15 protein-coding genes are annotated in these 26,059 nt (G+C 51.7%); 4 read left to right on the forward strand and 11 right to left on the reverse strand.

Features of this window, described 5'->3' with window-relative positions:
* Positions 1 to 122: 122 nt before the first annotated feature.
* Positions 123 to 2,423 carry an InlB B-repeat-containing protein gene (locus IZU26_RS08460; protein ID WP_433278275.1) on the reverse strand — a complete coding sequence of 767 codons (2,301 nt, stop codon included), beginning with the start codon at positions 2,421 to 2,423 and terminating at the stop codon, positions 123 to 125.
* 312 nt (positions 2,424 to 2,735) lie between these two features.
* On the reverse strand, positions 2,736 to 3,602 hold the full coding sequence (locus tag IZU26_RS08465) for an Rpn family recombination-promoting nuclease/putative transposase (protein ID WP_433278277.1): 867 nt from the start codon (positions 3,600 to 3,602) through the stop codon (positions 2,736 to 2,738).
* Positions 3,603 to 4,067: 465 nt separating this feature from the next.
* Between IZU26_RS08465 and IZU26_RS08470 the strand changes: the two genes are divergently transcribed.
* The gene (locus tag IZU26_RS08470; RefSeq protein WP_433278279.1) at positions 4,068 to 4,934 is read left to right on the forward strand and encodes an Rpn family recombination-promoting nuclease/putative transposase; all 867 of its coding nucleotides are present in this window, start codon (positions 4,068 to 4,070) and stop codon (positions 4,932 to 4,934) included.
* Between the two features lie 240 nt (positions 4,935 to 5,174).
* Here IZU26_RS08470 and IZU26_RS08475 read toward each other — a convergent pair whose 3' ends face one another.
* The 7 genes from IZU26_RS08475 to ilvD all read right to left on the reverse strand — a co-directional run bounded on the left by IZU26_RS08475 (position 5,175) and on the right by ilvD (position 16,793).
* Positions 5,175 to 6,077, reverse strand: coding sequence for a DMT family transporter (locus tag IZU26_RS08475; RefSeq protein ID WP_433278281.1), 903 nt, complete (start codon positions 6,075 to 6,077; stop codon positions 5,175 to 5,177).
* Positions 6,074 to 8,530, reverse strand: coding sequence for a glycogen/starch/alpha-glucan phosphorylase (locus tag IZU26_RS08480; protein ID WP_433278283.1), 2,457 nt, complete (start codon positions 8,528 to 8,530; stop codon positions 6,074 to 6,076). The genes IZU26_RS08475 and IZU26_RS08480 overlap by 4 nt, the downstream gene beginning before the upstream one ends.
* A gap of 62 nt (positions 8,531 to 8,592) precedes the next feature.
* Complete coding sequence (gene glgX, locus IZU26_RS08485; RefSeq protein WP_433278285.1) at positions 8,593 to 10,707, reverse strand: glycogen debranching protein GlgX; 2,115 nt, start codon at positions 10,705 to 10,707, stop codon at positions 8,593 to 8,595.
* A gap of 261 nt (positions 10,708 to 10,968) precedes the next feature.
* Positions 10,969 to 12,468 (reverse strand): carbon starvation CstA family protein, encoded by a 1,500-nt coding sequence (locus IZU26_RS08490; RefSeq protein WP_021330099.1) that lies wholly within the window; start codon positions 12,466 to 12,468, stop codon positions 10,969 to 10,971.
* A gap of 426 nt (positions 12,469 to 12,894) precedes the next feature.
* The gene (locus tag IZU26_RS08495) at positions 12,895 to 13,275 is read right to left on the reverse strand and encodes a metal-dependent transcriptional regulator (protein WP_310823411.1); all 381 of its coding nucleotides are present in this window, start codon (positions 13,273 to 13,275) and stop codon (positions 12,895 to 12,897) included.
* 113 nt (positions 13,276 to 13,388) lie between these two features.
* On the reverse strand, positions 13,389 to 15,098 hold the full coding sequence (ilvB, locus tag IZU26_RS08500) for a biosynthetic-type acetolactate synthase large subunit (protein WP_433278287.1): 1,710 nt from the start codon (positions 15,096 to 15,098) through the stop codon (positions 13,389 to 13,391).
* A gap of 15 nt (positions 15,099 to 15,113) precedes the next feature.
* Positions 15,114 to 16,793 (reverse strand): dihydroxy-acid dehydratase, encoded by a 1,680-nt coding sequence (gene ilvD / locus IZU26_RS08505; RefSeq protein WP_433278601.1) that lies wholly within the window; start codon positions 16,791 to 16,793, stop codon positions 15,114 to 15,116.
* A gap of 243 nt (positions 16,794 to 17,036) precedes the next feature.
* Here ilvD and dnaE point away from each other — a divergent pair, with 243 nt between their 5' ends.
* From dnaE to IZU26_RS08520, 3 genes are read left to right on the forward strand one after another with little or no spacing between them, the layout of a single operon-like run.
* Positions 17,037 to 20,612, forward strand: coding sequence for a DNA polymerase III subunit alpha (dnaE, locus tag IZU26_RS08510; RefSeq protein ID WP_433278289.1), 3,576 nt, complete (start codon positions 17,037 to 17,039; stop codon positions 20,610 to 20,612).
* Positions 20,613 to 20,631: 19 nt separating this feature from the next.
* Positions 20,632 to 21,228: a YggT family protein gene (locus IZU26_RS08515; RefSeq protein ID WP_433278291.1), complete on the forward strand. Its 597-nt coding sequence runs from the start codon at positions 20,632 to 20,634 to the stop codon at positions 21,226 to 21,228.
* A gap of 3 nt (positions 21,229 to 21,231) precedes the next feature.
* The gene (locus IZU26_RS08520; protein ID WP_433278293.1) at positions 21,232 to 23,670 is read left to right on the forward strand and encodes an ATP-dependent DNA helicase RecG; all 2,439 of its coding nucleotides are present in this window, start codon (positions 21,232 to 21,234) and stop codon (positions 23,668 to 23,670) included.
* 79 nt (positions 23,671 to 23,749) lie between these two features.
* On the opposite strand, the gene IZU26_RS08525 is transcribed toward IZU26_RS08520, so the two are convergent.
* Entirely contained in the window at positions 23,750 to 24,589 is an 840-nt protein-coding gene (locus IZU26_RS08525; RefSeq protein WP_433278295.1) for a sigma-70 family RNA polymerase sigma factor, read from the reverse strand.
* Positions 24,590 to 25,047: 458 nt separating this feature from the next.
* A complete protein-coding gene (locus IZU26_RS08530; protein ID WP_433278297.1) occupies positions 25,048 to 25,878 on the reverse strand; it encodes an Rpn family recombination-promoting nuclease/putative transposase in 831 nt (276 codons plus the stop codon).
* Between the last annotated feature and the right edge of the window lie 181 nt (positions 25,879 to 26,059).

The raw sequence follows: 26,059 nt of genomic DNA on the forward strand, positions 1-26,059 counted from the left end.
AAGACCGAGCGATTCACCTTTGCCGTATGTCCTCTCCCGCATAAAAAAACCGCTCTCAAGCCGGAGCCTTTTCCTGCTTGAGAGCGGTCAGTCATTGCAATGGGTAATTTTTGAATTATCCATTACTCCTGCGGTGCAACGCAAATGCCGCGCGCTTCGCCTTCGTCGATGCCGAGCTTGTGTTCGGTAAGGGTGCCGCCTGCTGCGATGTGCCACCACACAGGCTTGTACTTGTTGTCGGTGTCGTAATAAAAACCTGCGGCATACAAGTCATCGCGGCCGGCGCACAGCGCATACACTCCGCTATAATCGGTCGAAAGCTCTTTGTACAGCGATACGTTTGTCCCTTCGATTTTCCATACGGCGGCTTTGGGGTTGCTGGGGAAGGAGGCGTCCGTCCATCCTGCGGCATAGACGATGCCTTCGCGCACGCACAGGGCATAGAGCCCTTTGGCTCCGGAAACGCTAATCGGGGTAACGATCGCACCGTCTACTTTCCATAAGTTTCCTGCGGCAACATAGACCGAAGAGCCTACCGTGCACACGCCGTACATCTTGCCGGTAGAAGTACCAGCACCCTGACCGTCACGACCCAATTCCAGTTCGCTCACCGTGCCTGCATCAGTCACTGCCCATAAAAAGACGGTGGTTTTGTAGGTATTATCCTCTTTATAGCCTGCCGCGTACAGCTTGCCGCTCCCGACACATAGGGCTCTGACTTCCGCATAGTTTATCGGGGGCGTTTCTTTACACAAAAAGGTTATCTCAGGATGTGCAGGATCACTGATGTCGGTAATGCTTGCGCCTCTATCGGTACCGTTATTCGTTCTGCCCGCAACAAGGATTTTTCCCTTATAAAAGGCGATGTCATAGGCAGAGCTCCATTGGTGGTCGCTTATCCAGTGCAGGCTGCCGTCTTTTTTCCACACGCGCGGCTCGGTAGCACCGCTGACATTTTCCTCACCTGTAATGTATACGTTTTTCCCAAGGGAACGCACTGCATACGGAGATACCGTGATATTGGAACCGGTTTCGTTCGGTATGAGTTCCGTATCTGCGTCGTTTTTCCACACATAGCCTTTGCCGCCGCTTGTTCCCGTAACGTACACGTCGACGGGGACGGTTTTAAAGTGCACGGCAATGTTTGCATCCGCCGTTACGGTGTGATTGTAGGTCGTGCTTGTTTCTCCCGCGATGTCGCTGCCGCCGTCCGTCCATTTTTCCACCGCGTAGCCGAGATCAGCCTCCGCGGTAAAGTCGACGGTTTTACCCTGTTCGACCGTATCGCCCGAATGGATTTCGGTGCCGTCAACTTCGGCTGTAAGCGTGCCGTGTCCGCCGTCCACGCCGAAATCGATAGTATAAAGCTGCGCCCAGTTTGCGGTGTATTCCGCATCTGAAGCGGGAAAGACGAACGGTGCAGGCAGCGCGGGAGTCCATCCTTTAAAAACGAAACCTGCTTGTACGGGATCGACGGGAGCTTCCAATGCCGTGCCGTATTTGCCTGTTTTTACGACATCGACCGTATTGCCTGCAATGTTACCGCCTGCAAGTTTAAAAGTTACGTTTACCGTTTTGCGCTCGTAATAGAGTTTTATAACAGTGCTGCCGTCGGCGGCTATCGTGCCGTTTTCCTGTACGGTGCCGTTTATTTCGGTGAGGTTCGATTTGTAGGTAAAGCCTTCGTAGGCTTTCGGCGTGTATACGACGGGATTTCCCGCCGTGCCGCTTTTGTCTTCGCTTTCCGTCGGCTCTGCAGGATAAGTGCCGTCCGTTTTTTCCCGATAGTGCTCTACCGTATACGAAGCTTGGCCTGCCGGAAGCGCTTCGAAGCTCACTTTGACATCTGCCGCCTTTGTTACGATGAGGGTATGGGTAGTCGTCGTGTTGCTTATAACAGCGCCGTCTACCTTCCATTCTTTTACTTTGTGATTTGCAGCGGGTGCTGCCGTAAAGGTTACGGTTTTGTTCTTTTCGACGTTTACGGGACTTACCACTGTTTCCGGTATGCCGTCCGCCTTTGCTTTAAGCGTGCCGTTTCCGCCTTCTACGCCGAAGGTTACCGCGTACTTTGTCGGCGGCGCGCTTTTAAGCTTAAACTTGACCGTTACGGTTACCGGCTGCACAACCTTTATCTTTGCAATCGTACTGCCGCTTCCTCCGGTTCCCGCTTCAAAGGTACCGGTGCTTACCGTCCAAAAGTCAACGTCGTGCGTCGCAGAGTTTTCCGCTGTTGCGGTAAACTCGACGATTTTGCCCTGCTCCACCGTATCGCCCGTGTGGATTTCGCGGCCGTCAACTTCCGCTTTGATCGTGCCGTTGCCGCCGTCTACGCCGAAGGTTACGGCGTGTTTGGGTGTTCCGCCGCCGGAATCGCTGCCGTTCGAACAGCTTGTAAAAACGAGCGCTGCGGCAAAAAGCAAAACGCCCGCCGCTGCAATCGGTACTTTTTTTAAAAGGGTCTTACCGAGCCCCCCCCCTATACAAATGTACAGGGTTCATCTTGTTTACACTCATCATAAACCTCCTCTGAAAACTTTTGCAGGATGCACGTCTTCCGATGTCGAACACTTCCGTTATCTTATGATTATTATAACATATTCCGCTGATTTTAACAACTTTTATTGATTATTTATCGAGGACACGTGATATTTTCATTTTATTAATTATTGTTTTCAGAGCGGGCACGCCGAATCGGAGATGTGACGAATTGTTGCCGCGGGAGACGGCTTTGTTTACAACTGTTCGATTTCCGCTTCGGTGAGGCCGGTCGCTTGGGCGATCTTTTGCACAGAATCGCCGAGCTGTTTTAATATGCGTGCCGTTTCAAGCGCTTTTTGATGTGAGCCTTCGGAAATACCTTCCTGCAGTGCAATTTCTCTTTCTTCTTCCCGCTGCACGGCAATGTCGACATCGTAATCGTATTCGGCAATTAACATGTTCATCACCTCCCGACTTTTTCTTTGTAAATACTCCCGCAAGATGTCGTTTTGTATGCACTCTTTGATCGCGTTCCGAAAGCCGTTTTCGCTATCGAGCTTCGTGTGTCTTCTCACGGCATCTACGAACAGCGTGTACTCTTTTAACGGTTTGCACGTATGTAAGATTTCACTTCCCTTATTATAATTGATATTCGTCACGCTGACAACGACTTCGAGAGCAGGTTTTTCAGGCATCGTCATAAAGGCGTCGGAGAGGCGTAATGTCGCTGTTTCAGGGTAATCATCTTCCCCGTTGTAGAACACGTAGAACTCCGGCGTCGGAATCTTTTTCAACCTGCGGAGATAACGGTCGCGCGGGTTTTGGATACGTTCGTAGAGACGGGCTGCGTATTGCAAAAATCGCAACGGCATGTTCGCGTTGACAGTCGATTGGTGTTCGACCAATATGATGATCTTTCCGTCGACGAGGCAGGCGACATCATTGCGGAACGCCATATACATCACCTGTTCGAGACGGAGCGGCTCGAGCTCGACAGATACGTCGAGGTGAGTGCCGTGGAGCGCGTTGTAGAGAGCGAGGAAGTTCGCCTTTGCGTTTTTGTCTTCGCCGAAGAAGTCGACGAACACCGAATCTTTGTACCGATGATTATATTTTGCCATAAAACCTCCGGGATAACCGCACCGGAAATGGGTACTTAGAAAAGAAGCGCATACTTACATAAAAAAGGCGGAGCGCGAGGCAGCGGAACTGTCGCCGAGCCGCTCAGACCGATGGCAAGCAATCTCTTTGTAAAAAGAGATTGCGCAGTCCGATTCCGATTACGGTCTGCCGCGGCGAACGGCAGGGCTGCTGCCGGGAGTGCAGCCGATTTTTTATGTTATACACTATTTTTTAGGAATACAATTTTCGGTGCGGTTATCCTGATAATACTTCACTAAATATATATCGCGGAGATGTTGCGATTTCGGAGTTTTTTGAAGCAATTTTAGAGAAGGAGCTACGGAACCGCCGTTTGGGGCAGTTACGGTTATTTTCATAAAAACCGCGTAATTTATCACTTTATCGGCGATATATAGGTGAAACGATTTTTCGTCCGCACTATCTCAACAACTGAGGATATCCCCATGCAATATACCCATAAACCCGTAGAAGAACTCACCTTTACCGACGACTTTATGTTCGGCACGATTATGAAAAACAAAGGAATTTGTAAAGGCGTATTGGAGCGCTTATTGCACATCAAAGTCGGTAAAATCGAATATCCCTCCCTGCAAAAAACGATAGCACCCTTTTACGAAAGCAAAGGTATACGCCTCGACGTCTATGTTTCCGACTCGGAGCGTGTCTTCGATATCGAAATACAAACGTCACTTCCGCCTTCTCTTCCCAAACGTACGCGTTATTATCAAAGCCTTATGGATGTCGATAACCTCTTGAGAGGACAAAGCTACGCCGAACTGAAAGAGAGCTACGTCATCTTTATCTGTACGCAGGATCCCTTCGGAGAGGGCTTACCCGTCTACGAGTTTCGTAATATCTGTACCGCCGACGGTACGCTTTTTCTTGATGACAAAAGCGTTAAGGTATTTTATAATGTGAGTGCCTACGGTAAAGAAGATGAGCCTGAATTGAGTGCATTGTTGGAGTATCTTTGCGAGAGGCGGACGACGAGCGGTTTTACACAGCACATCGATGCGCTTGTCGAAAAAGCGAAACGGAACGAAAAGTTCAGGAGCTGGTATATGTCGTTGAATATACGGGAAGATGACTTACGTAGAGAGGGTTTACAGCTGGGTGAAAAGATCGGTTTTGAGCGGGGAATACGCAAAGGCAGGAGAGACGGACTCTTACAAGGCCGACGCGACGGTATTGCCGCGGGATCGTATCAAGCAAAGCGGGAAACGGCAAAGCTGATGGCCGAACGCAAGTACCCGCTCTCTGAGATTTGCCTTATGACCGGTCTTTCGGAAGCGGAAATCGAAAATTTGTGAGTGTCTCCTATCACAAAGCGTGCATAAACGCCGTGCTTTATGTCCTCATAAGGAATCGCAGTCGGCTTGTATACCTTTTGTTGCATTCGAAAAGATGAAGTATAAAAGCCTACGCCCGGCCGGAGCGGTGCCGCAGGCAGCCACCGGAGCGAGCGCAGGCGAGCGAGGAGGCCGAGCGCGAGTGAGCCGCGGAGGGCGGGATCGCACATAGGTGCCGTCCGTAATCATATATAATTCGTTTTATCGCCTTTCTTTCGGCCGAAAATCGAATTTCGTTTCGGCGAGGATGACGGCAAAAAAGATGAGAGTGCAGCCTGCGATCATGCGCGAAGTCAAACGCTCGTGCAAAAGGACGGTACTGAACAGCACGCCGAACACCGACTCGAACGAAAGGAGGAGAGCTGCAAAAGACGAGTGCACGTATTTTAAGCCGACGTTCTGCAGCGCAAAGGAAATCATCGTGCTGAAAAGACCGAGGTAGAGCATCGAAACGATAACACGCGTATTTTTTACGGCCGCGACAGGAAAGGCGCCGTCAAAAAGGAAGGCTCCGATCCACGAAAAGACGGCGGCAAAAAAGAACTGCAAAACGGTAAGCACGATCGGATCGTAACGGATATTGCATTTGGCCGTATAGAGGATGTGCAGCGCGTAAAAAACGCCGCAGCCGAGCGTAAGGGCGTCGCCGAAATTGATCGAAAGGAGCGATGATTCGCTTTTTGAAAGCGCGAGCAAACCGATGCCCAAAAGCGAAATCGCGGCGGCGGCAAAGACGTGTCCGCCCGGAAATTTTTTATAAAGCGGCCAGCCGAAAAGCGGCACGAGCATTACGTACACCGTCGTGAGAAATGCATTTTTTCCGGCGGTCGTATAATCGCAGCCGACCGTTTGCAGCGCGTAGGCAAAAAACAACAGAGCGCCGAGTATCGCCCCGCGCTTCCAATACGAAGCATTGAGCAATTTGAGAGAGCGCACAAAGATAAGGGCGAGAGCCGCCGCCGCAATAGAAAAACGGAAAGCGAGCATATAGATCGCGCCGATATAGTCGAGGCTGTCTTTTACGACGACGAACGCAAATCCCCAAATGCACGCGGCGGCGAGCAGCCCTGCTCCCGCAAAAAACGATACGCTCTTTTCTCTCATACGTCGGCAAGCGGCGTCACTTTTTTAAGGTGCCAAATATCGCGCACGTAGTCTTCAATCGTACGGTCGGAAGAAAATTTTCCGCTGTTCGCAATGTTGATAAGCGCTTTCCGTGCCCACTCTTTCGTATTTTGATAAGATGCTTCGACTTCTTCGTGAGCTTTGCAGTACGCGTCGAAATCCGCGAGCACGTAAAACACGTCGGGGCGCTGGCCTTCGACGCCGTAAACGAGCGAATCGTAGAGCTCTTTGAATTCCTGATGCGTCGGATCGTAGGTACCGTCGACGAGCTGCTGTACGACGCGGGAAAGCTCGGGGTTCCGTCCCAAGTATTCCTGCGGGTTGTAGCTGTGTTCGGTTTCCATTTTAATAATTTCTTCGGCGGAAAGTCCGAACACGAACGCGTTTTCTTTTCCGGCCTCATTGACAATTTCGATATTCGCACCGTCCATCGTACCGAGCGTAAGCGCGCCGTTTACCATAAACTTCATATTGCTCGTACCGGACGCTTCAAAACCCGCAGTCGATATCTGCTCGGAAACGTCGGCTGCCGGAAAGATTTTTTCCGCAACGCTGACGCGGTAGTTTTCGACGAACACGACGCGGATTTTTCCGTGCACGCGCCGGTCGTTGTTGACGCGGTCGGCGACGGTATTGATCAGTTTGATGATCGTTTTCGCCCTGCGGTAGCCCGACGCGGCTTTCGCACCGAAGATAAAAGTCTGCGGCGGCGGATTGAAATCCGCGTCGTCGATGATGCGGTTATACAGATACATGATGTGCAAAACATTTAAAAGCTGGCGCTTGTATTCGTGCAGGCGTTTTACCTGTACGTCGAAAATGCTGTCGGGGTCGAGGAATTCGTTTTGCGTATGCTTGAGATATTCGGCCAAGCGCTGTTTGTTCGATCTTTTGATCGCCGTAAGCTCCGCAAGAGAAGCTTCATCGCTTGAAAAACGCTCGAGGGCTTTGAGCTTCGTCAAATCTTTTTCCCAGCCTCCTCCGATGCGCGCCGTGATAAATTTCGCAAGAGAGGGATTCGCATTTAAAAGCCAGCGCCGCTGCGTGATGCCGTTCGTCTTATTGTTGAATTTTTCGGGATAGAGTTCGTACCACTCTTTCAGTTCCCGCGTTTTTAATAATTCCGTGTGGAGTTCGGCAACGCCGTTTACGCTGAAACACGAATGGATCGCGAGCCACGCCATAAAGACGTGTCCGTTGTTGATGATCGACAGCTTTTGATGACGTTCGAAATCGTTCGGATATTTTTCGCGCAGCGAAATGAGCAGCCGCCGGTTGATTTCTTCGACGATTTGATACACGCGCGGAAGCAGGCCTTGAAAGATTTCGATCGGCCACTTTTCGAGCGCTTCGGCGAGGATCGTGTGATTCGTATACGCAAACGTGTGCGTTACGATGTTCCATGCATCGTCCCAGCCGACGTTGTATTCGTCCATGAGGATGCGCATCAGTTCGGGAATCGCTACGACCGGATGCGTGTCGTTCAGCTGAATGACGTGCAGTTCGGCGAATTTGCCGAAATCGGTTCCGAAGCGCGAAACGTAGGCGCGAACCAGATCCTGCAGACTCGCCGACGAAAAAAAGTATTGCTGTTTGAGCCGGAGCGCTTTTCCGCTCGGACCGCTGTCGTTCGGATAGAGCACGCGGCTGATGTTTTCGGCGCTGTTTTGTTTTTCGACCGCGCGGTTGTACTGCATATCGTTGAACAGCTGGAGGTCGAAACCGTTCGGAGAAGTCGCTTCCCATAATCTCAGCGTGTTCACCGTGTTCGTGTCGTAGCCGACGATCGGGGTGTCGTAGGGAGTAGCCGTCACTTCTTCCGCGTTTTGCAAAGAAAAGTGCATGCGGCCGTCGGGCGTTCTGTCGTACACGATCGTACCGCCGAAACGGACGGTTACCGCCAAATCGCTTCGCTTTACTTCCCACGGATCGCGGTGCTTGAGCCAGCGGTCGGGATATTCGACTTGCCAGCCGTTTTCGATCCGCTGTTCGAACATACCGTATTCGTAGCGGATGCCGTAACCGTGACCGGGATAATCGAGGGTTGCGAGGCTGTCGAGAAAACACGCGGCGAGCCGGCCGAGTCCTCCGTTTCCGAGTCCCGCGTCGGGCTCTTTGTCTTCGATCATATCGTAATCGATGCTCATGTCTTTGAGCACTTCCTTTACCTGCTTTTCGATTCCCGCGTTGATGAGGTTGTTGCCGAGGGCACGCCCCATCAAAAACTCTGCGGAAAAATAATAAAGCTGCCGTACCGGATGCGCTTCGTAGGCTTCCCTCGTCGCCATCCAATTTTTGACGATCGGATCGAGCACGGAGGCCGCGACCGCATCGAACAGATCGTATTTTGTCGCCCGTGAAATGTTTTTTCCGTATCGATCGTGAAGCCTTTTTTCAAGATTACGTTTGAATTCTTCAGCGCTGAATTGCATACGCCCTACCCCCTTACACTTACTTAAAAAATTGACGACACATCTGAAAATCGCTTCGATTTTCAGAGACTCCGTTTACTTATCAACAGCACGAGGCTGTCGGACGGCAAAACGTAGCGGTGCTGTTCGTTTAACAATTCTTCATCTCCCCGCTTCCGAACCGCGTCTTCTCCGTCGATCGACGTGTCGGCGATACGGTACCACGCGTTCCCTCCCGCGGGAGAAGGCAGCGTAACCGTCAAATCGTAGATGTCGGTATTTATCGCAAAGTAGATTTCATTGATGCCGATACCGTCAGCCGATTCGTCGACTTTGAATGCGAGGAAGCGGTCGAGCTTCGCCCAATCGGGATTTTTCCCGTTCGCGTCGTACCACGTGATCTCCGACGCATCCGCAAAAAACGTATTGCGCCGAAACAGCGAATACGCTTTGCGGAGTTCGATCAGCATTTTCGTATACAGCAATATGTCCCTGTTTTTATCACAGCAGTGCCAATCGATCCACGACGTTTCATTGTCCTGACAATACGCGTTGTTGTTGCCCCGCTGCGTTCTCATCATCTCATCGCCCGAGAGGAGCATCGGCGTTCCCTGCGAAAGAAACAGACAGGTAAGGAAATTTTTTATTTTCCTGCGGCGTACCGACACGATCTTCGGATTCGTCGAATCGCCTTCGAAACCGTTATTGTAGCTGAAATTATCGTCGCTGCCGTCACGGTTTCCCTCTCCGTTTTCTTCGTTGTGCTTTACGTTATAGCTCACCAAATCGTACATCGTAAAACCGTCGTGCGATGTGATGTAATTGACGGAATTGACGGGAGAACGTCCGTTCGCTTTATACAAATCCGAACTGCCGGTCATCCTCGTCGCAGCTTCCGTCGCCGCACGGTCATCACCGCGGATAAAGCGCCGTATATCGTCCCGGAATTTTCCGTTCCACTCGCACCACCTGCCGCCGGCAAAAGAGCCGAGCTGGTAGCCGCCGCCGGCATCCCACGGCTCGGCGATGATCTTCGTTTTTGCGAGCAGCGGGTCTTGTGCTATCGCATAGGGCAGCTGTCCCGAAGAAATGAGATGGCCGAGCTCGGAACGGTTCAATATCGTCGCGAGGTCGAAACGGAATCCGTCGACGTGCATATCGACGACCCAGTGCCTCAAACTCGCAAGGATGAATTCGCTCACCGTCGGATGGTTCGCGTTCACCGTATTGCCGCAGCCCGAATAATCGGCATAGTATTGCTTTTGATCCTGCGGCAGCATATAGTACACGCCGTTTTCGATTCCGCGAAACGAAAAGGTCGGCCCGTTTTCGTTCCCTTCCGCCGTATGATTGTAGACGACGTCGAGAATCACTTCGATCCCCGCGCGGTGCAATTCACGCACGAGCTCTTTGAACTCCCGCACCGCCCCTCCCGGAGACGTGTCCGCAGCATAGGACGTTTTCGGCGCAAAAAAACCGATCGTATTGTAGCCCCAGTAATTTGTCAATAATTGCCCCGTGCGCGGGTTTACGCGTTCGTTTTCCGCTTCGTCGAATTCGAACATCGGCATGAGCTCGACGGCCGTAACGCCGAGGTACGTAAGGTACGGAATCTTTTCGATAAAACCGCGGTACGTGCCGGGGTTTTGCACGCCGGACGTCGGGGAACGGGTAAAGCCCTTGACGTGCGCTTCGTAGATGATCGTTTCGGAAAGCGCCCTCGCGAGCGGCTTGTCGCCCTGCCAGTCAAAATCGGTGTCGTCGACAACGACGCATTTCGGAAAACCGGACAAGTCGGAAAGAAGGCCGTTTTCAATGCCCGCCCGCCCATGCTCGCGCTGTTTTCGGTATGAGCGAAATACGGAACCGGCCGTAAACGCTTTTGCGCACGGATCGAAAACGTATTTATTAAAATTGAACCGATCGCCTGCAGGAGGGTTGTACGGACCGTCCAGACGATACAGATAAAGCGCCCCCGCTTTCAAATCTTTGATAAAGACGTGCCACACGTCGCCGGTTTTATTGATTTTCGGATCGAACTCGAATGTATCGCAAAACGTCTTTGCATCAGGCGAATCGAAAAAATAGAGCACGACGCGCGTCGCATTTTTACTGAACAGCGAAAAGTTCACGCCTCCGTCCGTGACGACGGCGCCGCATTGCATCGGTCTGCCTGCAAGCACACGAAAAGCATCCATGAGCGGTATTTTATCATAAGACAATAATAAAAAGCAACATTACAGATTACCCATTGCGATTTGTACGTATATGCGGTGCCGGTCGCGTATTTAACATTTTCCCTTGTGCGCTTTTACGCACGAATAGGATGTCTTATGACAAAACATAATCGGCGGTATAAAGATTTCGTTTTCGTCGATCGCTTCGGAAAAGATAAAAAAACCGCCCGACGCCGTCGCCGACGTTCCGAGCGGTTTTCAATACGTTATGCGGCGAGTAATTTATTTGCGGCCGATGATCGTTTTGTTTTGCAGTTCGAGGCTGTGCTTCGGATTCAAATAAATTCTTACTATAAAAGTGCAGAGGAAAATCGCCGCAAAGACAATGCCGACCGCATACGAAATCGTAATACCCGTCTGTCCGAGCCGCACGAGGTTGAAACACTCGGGCGCATAGCACAGATACGTAATGGATACGGCGGACATAAAGGTTGCGGGAATCGCGGCGAGCCAGCAGCGGTTTCTGTTCGGATAATTCGTCGCAAGGTAAGCCGCTCCCGACCACAATACGATCATTGCAAGCGTTTGGTTCGACCACGAAAAATACCGCCAGACGACGCCGTATTTGATCCACGAAATGCCATAACCGATTAACAGGAGCGGAGTCGCAATCGAAAGGCGAATCTTGAGATCTTTTTCGTTGAGCTTAAACCAGTCGAAGATAACCATACGCGCGCTGCGGAACGCCGTATCGCCGGACGTGATCGGACAAGCGATAACGCCGATAAGCGCAATCGCCCCTCCGACTTTTCCGAGAAGACCCGTGCAGATCGCGTATACCGATTTCGGGTTTCCGCCGCCCATTTCAAGCATCGCTTTGAGTCCGGTACCTTCTCCGCCTTTATTCCAGAAAAACGCGATCGCTGCGGACGCCCAAATCATCGCGATAATGCCTTCCGCGACCATCGCACCGTAAAATACTCTGCGACCTTCTTTTTCATTCCGTAGCGTACGCGAAACGATAGGCGACTGCGTTGCGTGAAAGCCGGATATGGCGCCGCACGCAACGGTGATAAACATGAGCGGCCAAATCGGTTTTTGCGTTGCCGCGGGATAGAGGTTTTCAAGCGTCAACTCCATCATCGGACGGACACCGTTATTTATCATCGTAGCAATCGAAACGCCGAGCGCCATGAGGATGAGGAAGATGCCGAAAATCGGATAAAAACGCGCAATGACTTTATCGACCGGAAGCAGCGTCGCAAGGAAATAGTAGACGAGGATTATCACCGTCCACACTTTTACGTTGAGCCATTCCGGCGTCAAAAGAGCGAGCAAGCCCGCCGGTCCTACCATAAAGACGACGCCGACCATGACGAGCAAAACCACGCTGAATACGCGCATGACAGTCATCATGACGGGGCCTAAATATTTTCCCGTAATTTCCGAAATGCTCGCGCCGTCGTTCCGCACGGACAGCATCCCCGAAAGATAATCGTGCACCGCACCGGCGAAAATCGTACCGCCGACGATCCACAGGTAGACGCTCGGTCCCCACAGCGCACCCGAAATCGCACCGAAAATCGGCCCGAGACCGGCGATATTCAAAAGCTGAACGAGAAAGGCGCGCGGCGTCGAAATCGGAACGTAGTCGATACCGTCAGGATTTGCCATGGCGGGCGTTATCCGATTCGCATCGGGCTGAAACACTTTTTCGACAAGCGTCCCGTACACAAAATACCCTGCTATAAGCAGACCGATACATAAAAAGAAAGAAACCATACATCCTCCCTAAAAACCTTCATAGGAACCTGCATCCAAGCTTTAAGCAAAGCGCAAATCCCGAAAAATTTTTAGCCGTGCGCGTACTTCACAACGAAGAGCTCTATCCCGACACTTCGAGCGAGCGCACACTTTAAATAATAAATAATTCATACGATTTTACGCACAGATCGCACTATGCGCTTTGCGCAAAATCGAGATAAAGCCGACGCCCGTTTCCGGCATCGATCTCTATCGTCCGCACAGCCGCCATACAAACCACAAGTGTAATAAATACAACTTATTTCGAATATTATACACCCTCTTCCGCAATTTGTAAAATAAAATATGAAAAAACATGAAAATAACGTCACGTAGGTGAAAAACGCCGCTTGTCCGAATTTCGCGGCATCGTTACTTTTTGAGCGTGTCTAAAAATTTCAATTTTTAGAGACTTTTGCTGATCTGTTTTTTTTTCATCCACTTTTCGATGCCCGCAACGATGTCGGCATCGATATCGTGTTCGACGCGGCACGCGTTTTCTTCGGCCTGCTCTTTGGAAACGCCGGTGATCTTCACAAAAAAATCGGTGAGCAGGCGATGACGGGAATATATATTTGTCGCTTTTTCGAGACCTTTTTTTGTAAATTCGAGCTCGGTACTTTCGTTATCTGCGAGATAGCCGTCCCGCTTCAATATGCCGACCGCTCTGCTCACACTCGGTTTGGAAACGCCGAGTTTTTTTGCGACGTCGACGGAGTGAACCGTACCCTTCACATTTTTTACCCTGAGAATCGCTTCAAGATAATCTTCGCCGGACTCGTACATATATACCTCCGTTTCCGTCACTATACGACATACTTAGTATACCGCATATATCGATTAATTGCCATCTTTGAAATGCCGTATTTTAAAAAGCATCGTCCGAACGGTACGGCGTTTTACAGATCGATATCCATCATAATGCGGTCGACGGATTTTCCCGGCGGAATCATCGGAAGTACCATTTCGTCTTTGTCGATCGCAACGTCGATCACCGCAGGCTTTCCGGACGCGAGCGCAGCATCGAAAGCTTTTTTGAATTCCGCTTCGCTCGTAACGCGGACGCCTGAAATGTCGTAGGCATCGGCGAGCTTTACGAAATCGGGTGCAAAATCGAGCGTCGTCGCGCTGTAACGCTTTTCGTAAAAGAGCGTCTGCCACTGACGAACGTTTCCGAGTGCGCCGTTATTGAAAATAATAATGATGATCGGAAGACCGTAGTGGCTTATCGTCGCAAGTTCGTTGCAGTTCATGCGAAACGAACCGTCGCCTGCAAAGTGCACGACCCTTGTATCGGGGTTCGCAAATTGCGCGCCGATCGCGGCTCCCGTGCCGAAGCCCATCGTCCCCAATCCTCCCGACGTAAGAAAGGTACGCGGTTTTTCAAAATGATAAAAGAGCGCCGTCCACATTTGATGCTGTCCCACTTCCGTCGTGACGATCGTATCGGACGGAACCTTGCCGTTGACGTATTCGAAGACGGCTTTCGGAGAAATCTTTCCGTTTTGTTTCCGGCTCGGCGGAACTTCGGCTTTCCATTCGTCTATCTTCGCGTTCCACTCGGACGCTTTTCTTTTTTCGACGAGGGGCAAAAGACGCGAAAGGGCATCCTTTATATTGCCGACGAGAGAATCGTGGACTGCGATATTTTTGTTCACTTCGGCGGGATCTACGTCGATCTGCACGATCTTCGCCTTTCCCGCAAACCTCTTGGGATCGCCTATGACGCGGTCGCTGAAACGCGTACCTATCGCAAGCAGGAGATCGCATGTATCGACAGCCGTATTCGACGCCTTCGTCCCGTGCATACCGATCATGCCGGTCGAAAGCGCGTGCGTGTTCGGAAAAGCCGACTTTCCCATAAGACTCATCGAAACGGGAATCTGCGCTTTTTCGGCGAGCGCTTTGAGCTCTTCGCACGCGTCCGATATGATCACTCCCCCTCCCGCGTAGATAAAGGGACGCTCCGACGCATTGATGAGAGAGGCGAGTTTATTAATTTTTTCGTCGGGGATGTCGCGTACTTTCATAATGCGGTGCAGGCTCGCTTTACATTCGACAAAACGCGAGTCAAGCGGCGCCGGTGCGGGAACGTAATCGCACGAAGATGCAGTGACGTCTTTCGGAATATCGATGAGTACGGGACCCGGGCGCCCCGTCTTTGCGATAAAAAACGCTTCGCGTATCGTGTCGGCAAGCTTTCCGACATCGCGCACGATAAAATTATGCTTCGTGATCGGCATCGTCACCCCCGTGATATCGATTTCCTGAAAGCTGTCTTTGCCGAGCAGGGGCGCTATGACGTTGCACGTGATCGCAACGATGGGAACGGAGTCCATGTACGCCGTCGCAATTCCCGTAACGAGGTTCGTCGCACCCGGCCCGCTTGTCGCCATAACGACGCCGACTTTGCCGCTTGAGCGTGCATAGCCGTCGGCTGCGTGAGAAGCGCCCTGTTCATGTGCGGTGAGGATGTGGCGGAGACGTTTTTCGTTTTTATACAGTTCGTCGTAGATATTGAGGATCGCCCCTCCGGGGTAGCCGAAAACGGTATCGACTCCCTGTTCGATAAGACATTCTATAACGATTTGCGCACCGGTATATTTCATCGAGCATCCTCCGCGTTACTGTAAAATCGCGCCTTTGTCCGCAGACGACACGAGCTTTGCGTAGCGGACGAGGTAGCCCTCCGTCGCTTTCGGAGGCGGAGCTTTCCATTCGGCCTTTCGCTTTTGAAGCTCTTCGTCGCTCACTTCGAGCGTAATCGTATATGCGTTTATGTCGAGCGTGATTTTATCGCCTTCGTGCACGAGCGCTATCGGCCCGCCGACGGCCGCTTCGGGAGAACAGTGTCCGAGTGACGCGCCGCGCGTTGCGCCGCTGAATCGCCCGTCGGTGATGAGCGCGACGTCTTTGTCGAGATCCTGCCCTGCAAGAGCTGCGGTAACGGCAAGCATTTCGCGCATGCCCGGCCCGCCTTTCGGCCCTTCGTAACGGATGACGACGACGTCGCCGGGTTTAATGTCGCGCCTCTGCACCGCCGCCATCGCGTCTTTTTCATCGTCGAATACACGAGCAGGCCCCGTATGCTTCATCAATTCCTTTGCGCAGGCGCTCCGCTTTACGACCGTACCGTCGGGCGCAAGGTTGCCGAATAAAACGGCGATACCGCCGTTGGACGAAAAAGGATTTTCGATCGGCCGAATAACCGAAGGATTTCCGTTGACGGCGTTTTTAATATTTTCGGCGATCGTCTTTCCGGTAACCGTGATCAAATCGGTTTTTATCAATTGTTTTTTTGCAAGCTCGGCGAGCACCGCTTCAACGCCGCCGGCGTCGTCGAGTTCGTTCATAAACGTGTGACCGGCCGGAGCGAGGTGACAGAGGTTCGGAGTTACTTCGCTGATATCGTTTATCATGTGCAGATCGATTGCGACGCCCGCTTCGTGCGCGATCGCCGGAACATGAAGCACCGTATTGCTCGAACAGCCGAGCGCCATATCCGCCGTAAGCGCGTTTCGGAACGAATCGGGTGTCATCATGGAACGCGCGGTGATCCCCTTGTCAAACATTTCCATAACCTGCATACCCGCCCGCTTTGCCAGGGCTATGCGCCGCCCGGTCACCGCGGGAATCGTCCCGTTTCCGGGAAGACCGAGACCGAGCACTTCGGTGAGACAGTTCATGCTGTTCGCCGTAAACATACCCGAGCACGCACCGCAGCCGGGACACGCGCGCTCTTCGAGCTCTTTGAGCTGCGCCTCGTCGATTTTTCCCGCAGCGACGGCGCCGACGGCTTCAAACATATCGCTTAAACTCAAACCCTTTGCCGCGTACGGATTCGAAGAATCGGTTACGTGGCCGGGCATCATCGGGCCGCCTGAAACGACGACCGTCGGAAGGTTGAGGCGGGCAGCCGCCATAAGCATGCCGGGAACGATTTTATCGCAATTCGGGATAAGCACGAGCGCGTCGAACTGGTGCGCTTTCGCAACACATTCGATCGAATCGGCGATAAGCTCGCGCGTTACGAGAGAGTATTTCATCCCCTCGTGCCCCATCGCGATGCCGTCGCATACGCCGATCGCCGGAAATTCTATCGGAGTACCGCCTGCCATGCGGACGCCCGCTTTTGCCGCTTCGGCAATGCGGTCGAGTTCGAAGTGCCCCGGAATGATTTCGTTTTTCGCACAGCATACGCCGACAAGCGGGAGGCGCAGCTCTTCGTCCGTATACCCCATCGCATAAAACAACGAACGATGCGGCGCACGTTCCATACCCTTTTTTGCATTATCGCTTTTCATCTGTGCCATTGTATACCTCCGTCGGACGGAATAAAATACCGATCTATCCTAATCCATCGAGGCGATGCCGTCAAGAGATTTCTGAATAAATATTTCAGATATGCAGTATAATTAATTTACGATAAAAAGAGCATAAGACGATAAGGTAGTGCAAAAGCAATTATTTTTTAAGAATTTCCCGTAGTCTATGAGAGAATGTCCGCATACCTTTCCCTTACGAGGGAAATCATCTATACTGACGGTATGGCAGATTATCCCAAATTCCCCGAAGCGCCGGAAGGCACTCCCCCTTCGCAGTTCGTACATCTTCACGTGCACTCCGATTATTCGCTGCTCGACGGCGCGGTAAAGATAGAATCGCTCGTAAAGCGCGCAAAAGAGTTCAATATGAAAGCGCTCGCGCTCACCGATCACGGTACTATGTTCGGCGTACTCAATTTCGAAAAACTCTGCCATACGAACGGCATCAATCCGATCGTCGGCGAAGAATTCTACGTCGCGGAAAACGACTGCCGTACGCAGGAAAAGACGCGCTACGGCGGAAAATACTATCACCTTATTTTGCTGTGTGAAAACGAAAAAGGCTACCGCAATATGTCGTGGCTTTCGAGCATCGCTTATACGGAAGGCTTTTACTATAAACCGCGTATCGATTTCAAACTGCTCGAAAAATATCACGAAGGGCTTATCTGTCTGTCGGCCTGTCTGCAGGGCGAAGTGCCGCAGGCGTTGCTCCACGGAGACGAAGCGCATGCGGAAGAAACCGCAAGGCGCTATGCCGAACTTTTCGGCCCCGACCGCTATTATATCGAAGTGCAGGATCACGGAGTCGAAGAGCAAAAGCGCGTCGCCCCGCGCCTCATCGCGCTCGCAAAAAAACTCAATATACCGGCGGTGCTGACGAACGACGTACACTATTGTATGAAAGAAGACGCTGAAGCGCAGGACGTGCTGCGCTGCATCGGCTTTCAGACAAAGCTTTCCGAACCGCACCAAACGATGGGAGACGGCAGAGCCGAGTGGTATTTTAAAAGCGAAGGGGAAATGCGCTCCCTTTTTCCGGATTATCCCGAACTCATGGCGAACACGCTCAAAATCGCCGATATGTGCAACCTGACGATTCACCAATACGATACGGCCGAACTTCGCACCTGCCTGCCGCACGTGCATATTCCCGAACCGTTTAAAAGCGAAGACGAATACGTGCGCCACTTAGTCGAAACGGGTTTGCGAAAACGCTACAAAACGATAAGCCCCGAAATGACCGAACGCGCCGAACACGAACTTTCCATCATCTTTAAGATGGGTTTTTCCGGCTACTTTCTCGTCGTGTGGGAATTCATCAACTGGTCGAAAAAAAACAATATTCCGATCGGGCCGGGCCGCGGTTCGGGCGCCGGTTCCCTCGTCGCATACGCGATGGAAATCACCGACATCGATCCCTTCCGCTTTAAGCTGCTGTTCGAGCGGTTTTTAAATCCCGAACGCATTTCGATGCCGGACTTCGACGTGGACATGGATTACGATTTCCGGCAGGAAGTTATCCGGCACACGCGGGAAGTTTACGGAGATCCGCAAGTCGGACACATCGTCACTTTCGGTACGCTGAAAGCGAAAGCCGTCATCAAAGACGTCGGGCGCGTACTGGGCGTTCCGCTTGCGGAAGTGACGGCGCTTACGAAGTGCATTCCGAACAATCCCAAGTTCCGTTTAAAAGACGCTTTCACGCCTCCCGATGAAAGCCATCCCGAAAACGGGCAGCTCATCCGATTCAAAGACGATCCGCGCTACGAAAAGCTTTTCGAGTTGTGTTTTAAGCTTGAAAATATGAACCGCAACACGAGTCTTCACGCATCGGGCATGGTGATTTCACTGACGCCCCTTCCCGACTGGGCGCCGGTTTTCAAAGATCCGAAAACGGGCGAAGTCGGCGTGCAGTATACGATGGACATCATCGAACCCTGCGGCTTGGTCAAAATGGATTACCTCGGATTAAAAACGCTTTCGCTTATCCGCTACGCCGAGACGATCATCAACAAGCACCGAAAACCGGGAGAGAGCGAGTTCCGCACGGAAAGCGTCGATGAAGCCGATAAAAAAACCTACGAGCTCTTTCAGCGGGGCGATACCGCGGCCATCTTTCAATTCGAATCGCCGGGTATGCAAAAGGTTTTGCGTCAAGCGCAGCCGACAAAACTCGAAGACCTCGTCGCATTGAACGCGCTCTACCGGCCGGGACCCATGCAGTTTATTCCGCAGTTTATCCAAGGCCGCTTTCATCCGGAAACGATCACTTATCCCGACGACTGCCTGAAAGACATCCTCGAAGAAACCTACGGCGTCATGGTGTATCAGGAACAGGTTATGCAGGTGGCGCAGCGGATCGCGGGCTTTACGCTCAGACAGGCGGACATGCTGCGCCGCGCTATGGGCAAAAAGAAAAAAGACGTCCTCATGGCGCAAAAAGAAAAATTCATCGCAGGCGCCGTCAAAAACGGATTTTCCGAACAAAAGGCCGACCGCATATTCGAAATCATGGTGCCCTTCGCCGGCTACGGTTTTAACAAATCGCACGCGGCCGCGTATTCGGTAGTCGCATACCGCACGGGCTGGCTCAAATGCCACTACCCCGCGGAATTCATGGCGGCGAATTTGACGAACGAAATCACATCGACCGACAAACTGCCCGAATACATCGAAGAAGTGCGGCACATGGGCATCGCGGTCGACGCGCCCGACGTCAACCGTTCGGACATCGTGTTCGACGTCGTGGACGGACACATCGTATTCGGACTGAAAGGCATCAAAGGCATGGGAGAAGCCGCGGCACAGTGCATCGTCGATGAACGAAACAAAAACGGTGCGTATAAAAGCTTTATCGATTTTCTCGACCGCGTCGATCTGCGCACGGTAAACAAACGCGCACTCGAAGCGCTCATCAAAACGGGCGCTTTCGATAAACTCGGTCAAAACAGGCCGACGCTGTTGAAAAATCTCGAAAACGCCGTATCGTATGCGGAAGCGAAAAAGCGGGATGCGGCAAACGGACAGGAAGATTTATTCGGCAGCACCGACGAAAAAACATTCGCCGATTTCGTATTCGAAAAAGTCGAAGATATGTCGAAAACCGAAAAGCTCAACGAAGAAAAGCAGCTCATCGGAAGCTATGTCAGCGGCCACCCGCTCGACGATTATAAAACCGCGGTAAAAAATGCGGTGACGCTCAATTCGCAAAATATCGAACGGGAAGCAAAAGACGCGCAGGCTATAAAAACCGCCCGCATCGCAAACGGAGCGTCGTCGTGGCAGACGCGGAACTCCGGACGGGAACACGTCGCGCTCGGTATGCTCACCGATGTGCGGACTATCCGTACGAAAAAAGGCGACGAAATGGCCTTTGCAAAGCTGCAGGATTACGGAGGCGCGATCGACATTACGATATTTCCGCGCACGTGGGAAACGATAAAATCGCGGATTTTCGAAGACGGCATCTATGCGTTCCGCGGCAAAGTCGATGTGAATAACGACGCGGCATCCTTTATCGTCGATTCGCTTGAAGATCCCGCCTCTCTCGAAGCGCGCGCCGTCAGCGAAGTACACATCGCCGTCGAAGACGGTTTTGCGGATGCCGCCGAAATCAACCCGCTGAAAGATTTTTTATTTGGCAAATCGGGGCAATGTTTTGTATATTTTCATATAGATACCGGCAAAGGCCCGTACATCGTCAAAGCGAATTCGCAGCTCACCGTATCGTCGGATTCCGCCCTTATCGCCGAATTAAAAGAGCTGCCCTTCGTCAAAGACGTGTGGACCGCATAAAAATTATAAGAGGATGCACATGGTAAGATATGTTATCGCGACGCTTATACGGCTCATCAATATCTATTCGTTTTTATGTTTTATACGGATAATTCTCACGTGGATTCCGGGCGCACAGTATTCGGCGCCGGGCAGGATTTTGTCGGCGCTGTGCGATCCGTTTTTAAATATATTCCGCGGTACGAGGTGGATGCAGATCGGCTCGCTCGATTTTTCCCCCGCAATTTCGATCGGACTTTTGTATGCGCTTTCGTATATTTTACAGAATATTTTGATGACCGGACGTCTGTATCTCGGTGCCGTTCTCGCGATCATTATCGGTATGGCCTGGTCTATCGTTAATTCGCTCGCATTGTTTTTGCTCGTTTTGCTCATCATCAGATTTATCGTCATCCTTTCGCAAAAGCGGGCGAACTACTACGGCTCGCTTTGGTCGCAGCTCGATTACGCGCTCGAACCCTTTGTACACCGTATTTCCCGCATATTTACGGGAAATAAATTCGTCGGCTATAAAACCTCTCTCGGCATCACGATCGCCGCACTCATCGGTATTTTGGCGGGCGGCCATTACCTTTTCAAATGGCTTATAAAAATCGTACAGCAATTGCCGTTTTAAATAATGAAACTCGGCGATATACGCAATTCGATAACGACTCTTCCGGGCGTCGGGCCGGCGGCGGCAAAGCTGTTCGCAAAGCTCAACGTATTTTCCGTCGCCGATTTGCTTACGCTGTATCCGAAACAATACGACGACCGCACGAAGCGTATCCCGCTTTCCGCGTTCCGCTCATCGAAAGTGCACTGCGCCGCCCTTGTCGTTTCCCACGAATGGTTCGGCTACGGCAGGATGAAAACGCTGAAGCTCATCATCTCCGACGGAGAGGCGGAAGCGGAACTCGTCGCGTTCAATCGGCCGTTTTTGGAAAAACAATTTCCCGTCGGAACGATCATCGCCGTAACGGGCGCTTTCGATGTAAAATACGGCAAACTCCAAAGCACTTCATTCGAAATTATTAAATTGAGCGAACGCGGCGATCTTTACGATTATAAAAAGACGACGCTTCCCGACTCCCGCGTCCTTCCCGTCTATCCGCTCACCGAAGGACTCAATCAAAAAAACGTGCGGAAAACGATCCTCGCCGCTCTCCGCGAATACAGCGCGGGAATCGAAAACGAACTGCCCGATTACATCATGGAAAAGCACAAACTCCTTTCAAAGCGCGATGCGATCCGGGCGGTGCACGCGCCCGAAAGCCTTTTGCAGGCCGAAAAAGCGCGGCGAACGCTCATCTACGAAGAGCTCTTTCATTTTCAATGCGTCATAGCAAAACGCGCGTGGGAACACAGGGGCGCAGTCCCCGACGCATCGCTTTCGCTCTCTCCGTTTGAAAGTACGGAAGAACGCGGTATGAAAAGCGGAAGCGGCAAAAGCCCTGCCGCCGGCACGGATGAAAGCGGCGCTGCAAACGGAAGAGCGCAAGGCACCGTCGCTCAAAGCGGCGCGCCCGACGGTGCAGACGGCGGCATATACGACGCAACGCGGCAGATATTCATCGATTCGCTTTCTCCGCTCCAAAGAGCGCTTTACGACCGCCTCCCGTTCCGCCTCACGCTCGATCAGATGAACGTCGTCATGGAAATGGATGACGACCTCGACAGGGGCTATCGGGAGCGCGAACTCGTCGCAAACGATGAAAAAAAGGATCCGGCAAAACGCGCGGAAAACGAGCGGTCTCCGGTGTTTACGATGGCGCGGCTTTTGCAGGGAGACGTCGGCTCGGGCAAAACGCTCGCCGCTTTTTTCGCATGCCTTCGCGTCATCAGCTGGAAAGGACAGTGCGCGTTTATGGCTCCGACGGAACTGCTCGCCAGGCAGCACACGGAAAACGCTTCGCGCATGCTCGCGCCGCTCGGCATACGCGTCGCATTTCTCACCGGAAACGTAAAAGCAAGCGGCAGGGCGGAATTGTTAAAACAGCTTAAAGCGGGCAATATCGACATCGTGATCGGTACGCACGCGCTTTTTTCCGAAGCCGTACAGTACAACGACCTCCAGCTCGCCGTCATAGACGAACAGCACCGCTTCGGCGTTTTGCAGCGTCAAGCGATAATCGAAAAAGGCAGAAAAATTGCAGGTACTTCGTCCTACACGCTCCATCTTTTGATGATGAGCGCGACGCCGATTCCGCAGACGCTCGCACTCACCGCTTTCGGCGACTTGGACGTTTCGCTTTTGCGCACGCAGCCCGAAGGAAGAAAGGCGGTGAAAACATATCTCGTGCGGGAAGGAAACGAAGCGAACGCGTACGAAGCGGTGCGTAAAGAACTCGAAGCGGGACATCAGGCGTATTTCGTCTATCCCGCAATAGAAAGCGACGGCCGGCAAACGGACGGAGCGGACGGAAACGGCGACAACATGGAATCCGTCGGATCGGCGTATGTGGGATCGGGGGCGGAGGCAAAAGCGGCAGGTGCAAAGCGGACGCGGAACGCGCAGTTTCCGCTTTTGTATGCAAAAGAAAAATCCGCGGCAAAGGCGGCGGAAGAGATGTTCGCGTTTTTATCCGAGCGAGTGTATCCCGAATTCGAATGTGCACTCATCCATTCGCGCGTCGATGAAGACGAGCAAGTGCGCATTCTCCACGATTTTCAAAAGGGGCGCATACAAGTGCTCGCTGCGACGACCGTCATCGAAGTCGGAGTGGACGTGCCGAACGCGACGTGTATCGTCATCGAACAGGCCGATCGTTTCGGTCTCGCGCAGCTGCATCAGCTCAGAGGCAGGGTCGGACGCGGAGATGCGCAGTCGTATTGCTTTTTGATCTACGGAAAAAATATCACGGAAACGGGGATCGAGCGGATGAAAGTTTTACGTGAAAGCACCGACGGATTCTTTATTGCGGAACGGGATTTAAAACTGCGCGGCCCCGGCGAAGTAACCGGAACCGCACAATCGGGAGATCTCGAACTCGGCATCGCGGACATCAGCCGCGACGGGGAAATCCTCGTCGAAGCGAGAAACGACGCGTTCGAATATATGCGAAGCGTTTTGCGCTGACGCCTTAAGCTTACCGTGCAAACGGGAAAAACGCCGGCCGCACATCGAGCGAAACGCCGGCACGATTCAGGCAAAACGCCTATGCGATGTAAGCTTCGAGGCGCTGCATGCGTCTCGGATGGCGCATGCGCACGATGGCGTGCTTTTCGATTTGACGGATACGCTCTTTGGTAAGATTACACGTATCGCCGACTTCTTTCAGAGACATCGGGCGGGTACCGTTCAAACCGTAGCGCAGCGACAACACTTTCGCTTCGTTCGGCTTCAGCGTATTCAGCACGTCTCCGATATCGCGCTTCATCGCATTCGAAATCGCTTCTTCGTCGGGATTGTCGTAGCGATCGTCTTCGATAAAATCGCTCACGGACGTGCGGTCGTTATCGCTCGAAGCGACCTGCGCGTCGAGGGAAATCATATCACGGGAAATGTTCACCATTTCGCGCACGTGCTGCTTGTCCATCTTTAACATGCGCGCAACTTCGGCGAATTCCTGCTCTTCGGTTTTATCGCCCGCCATAAGCTTTCGCGCGTGTTCGATCTGCACGAGTTCGTTCGCACGGTTGAGCGGCAGTCGAATGGCGCGGCTCTTTTCGCAGATCGCTTTCAAAATCGCCTGACGGATCCACCATACCGCATACGAAATGAAATGATAGCCTTTCGATACGTCGAACCGCTCGATCGCCGTCAAAAGGCCGATATTGCCTTCGCTGATCAAATCGGGCAAATCGAGTCCGTGATTTTGATACTTTTTCGCTACGTTGACGACGAAGCGCAGATTTGCGCTGACGATTTTGTCTTTCGCAGCCTTGTCGCCCGCTTTCGCTTTCAGCGCCAAATCGATTTCCTCTTCGCGTGAAAGCAAAGAAACTTTATTGATATCTTTCAAATACATTGAAAGGATGTTTTCGTCGTTTGTCATAGATACACCTCCAAGCGGCACAAAACCGTATACGTAAATTATTGCAATATCTATGCCAATAACGAGGAAGCGGGAAAATCGTTACGATAATATTTCGTTAGATTTGCAACGCCATATTAATTCTTTATAATACAATAAATTAAAAAACGGATGATTTTTTGGCAGTACGAATTGCAATCGATTTTTCTTGACTTTCGGCAGGATTTTAAGTAAATTTATGTCGAATTTACTCACACTCGTAAAAATACGCTGAAATCGTATCATTTTGACACGTTTTTTAAATTGATTTTGCGTAATCGTGCGGCGCGGGAAGCTTTGCTCGACGCACGGCACGGATGCTGAGCGAACGACCACTGCTCGGATCTGCTCTGGTAAGTCGGGAGTAAAAAAACGACCAAGCCGTTTTTCTTTTATCAAGACGCTCGCGATTTCTCCGCACTGCTCGAAATCGCGAGCGCTTATAATTTTTCGATTTCCGTTTCCGAAAGGCCGGTCATCCGCTGTATAAAATCGGTAGAACAGCTTTCTCGCTGCATCAGCTTTGCCGTTTCTCGCTTTGCTTGATATGAACCCGCGGCGATACCGTCGCGTCGCCCCCGTTCAAAGCCGATCTTTTCCCCCAGCTGTAAACTTTCTCTACGTAAGTCATCTTCATGAATATTCAACGACATATACCAGCTCCTGAACTTTTCGTTCCGTTTCGCTTTTTCGACAAGCTCATCGATGTGCTGTGTAAAACCGCTCGTCGCCCGCCTCTCGCAAAGATACTCCAACAATGCACTCAATTCAGGTTCGTCTTCTTTACCGTAGGCACCCACATTATAAAATACTTTATACGATTTGTCATCAAGAAGAATACTGCCGTTCTCACTGCACACACTGCGGAATGTATAAACGGGCAAGCCCTCTCCGAAAGGATCCTGCGTACAGATAAAGATGACATAGCTCTCTTTTAATTCCGCATAGCTTTGACCGCGCAAGAGATTGTCGACATCCATAAGGCTTTGGTAATAACGCGTACGCTTGGGAAGAGAAGGTGGAACCGACGTTTGTATTTCTATGTCGAAGATGCGCTCGGGATCTGAGACATAGACGTCGAGGCGGATGCCCTTGCTTTCGTAAAACGGTGCTATCGTTTTTTGCAGGGAGGGATATTCGATTTTACCGACTTTGATGTGCAAAAGACGCTCGATGATGCCTTTGCAAATTATTTTGTTTTTCATGACCGTGCCGAACATAAAGTCGTCGGTAAAGGAGAGTTCGTCGACGGGTTTATGGGTATATTGCATGAGGATACCTTCGATTGTTGAGATAGTGCGGCAAGAGAGCCGCTGCAATATATATCGCCTGCAAAGTGATAAATTACGCGGTTTTTTGTAAAAATAAACGGATGCACCGCGAAAGCCGACTGCGATTCCTTTATGAGGATTCCTGCGCGATCGATTTTTCGATCATTATATTGATTTTCTT

The organism is Treponema sp. SP13, assembly GCF_050938355.1.
GTDB lineage: Bacteria > Spirochaetota > Spirochaetia > Treponematales > Treponemataceae > Treponema_D > Treponema_D socranskii.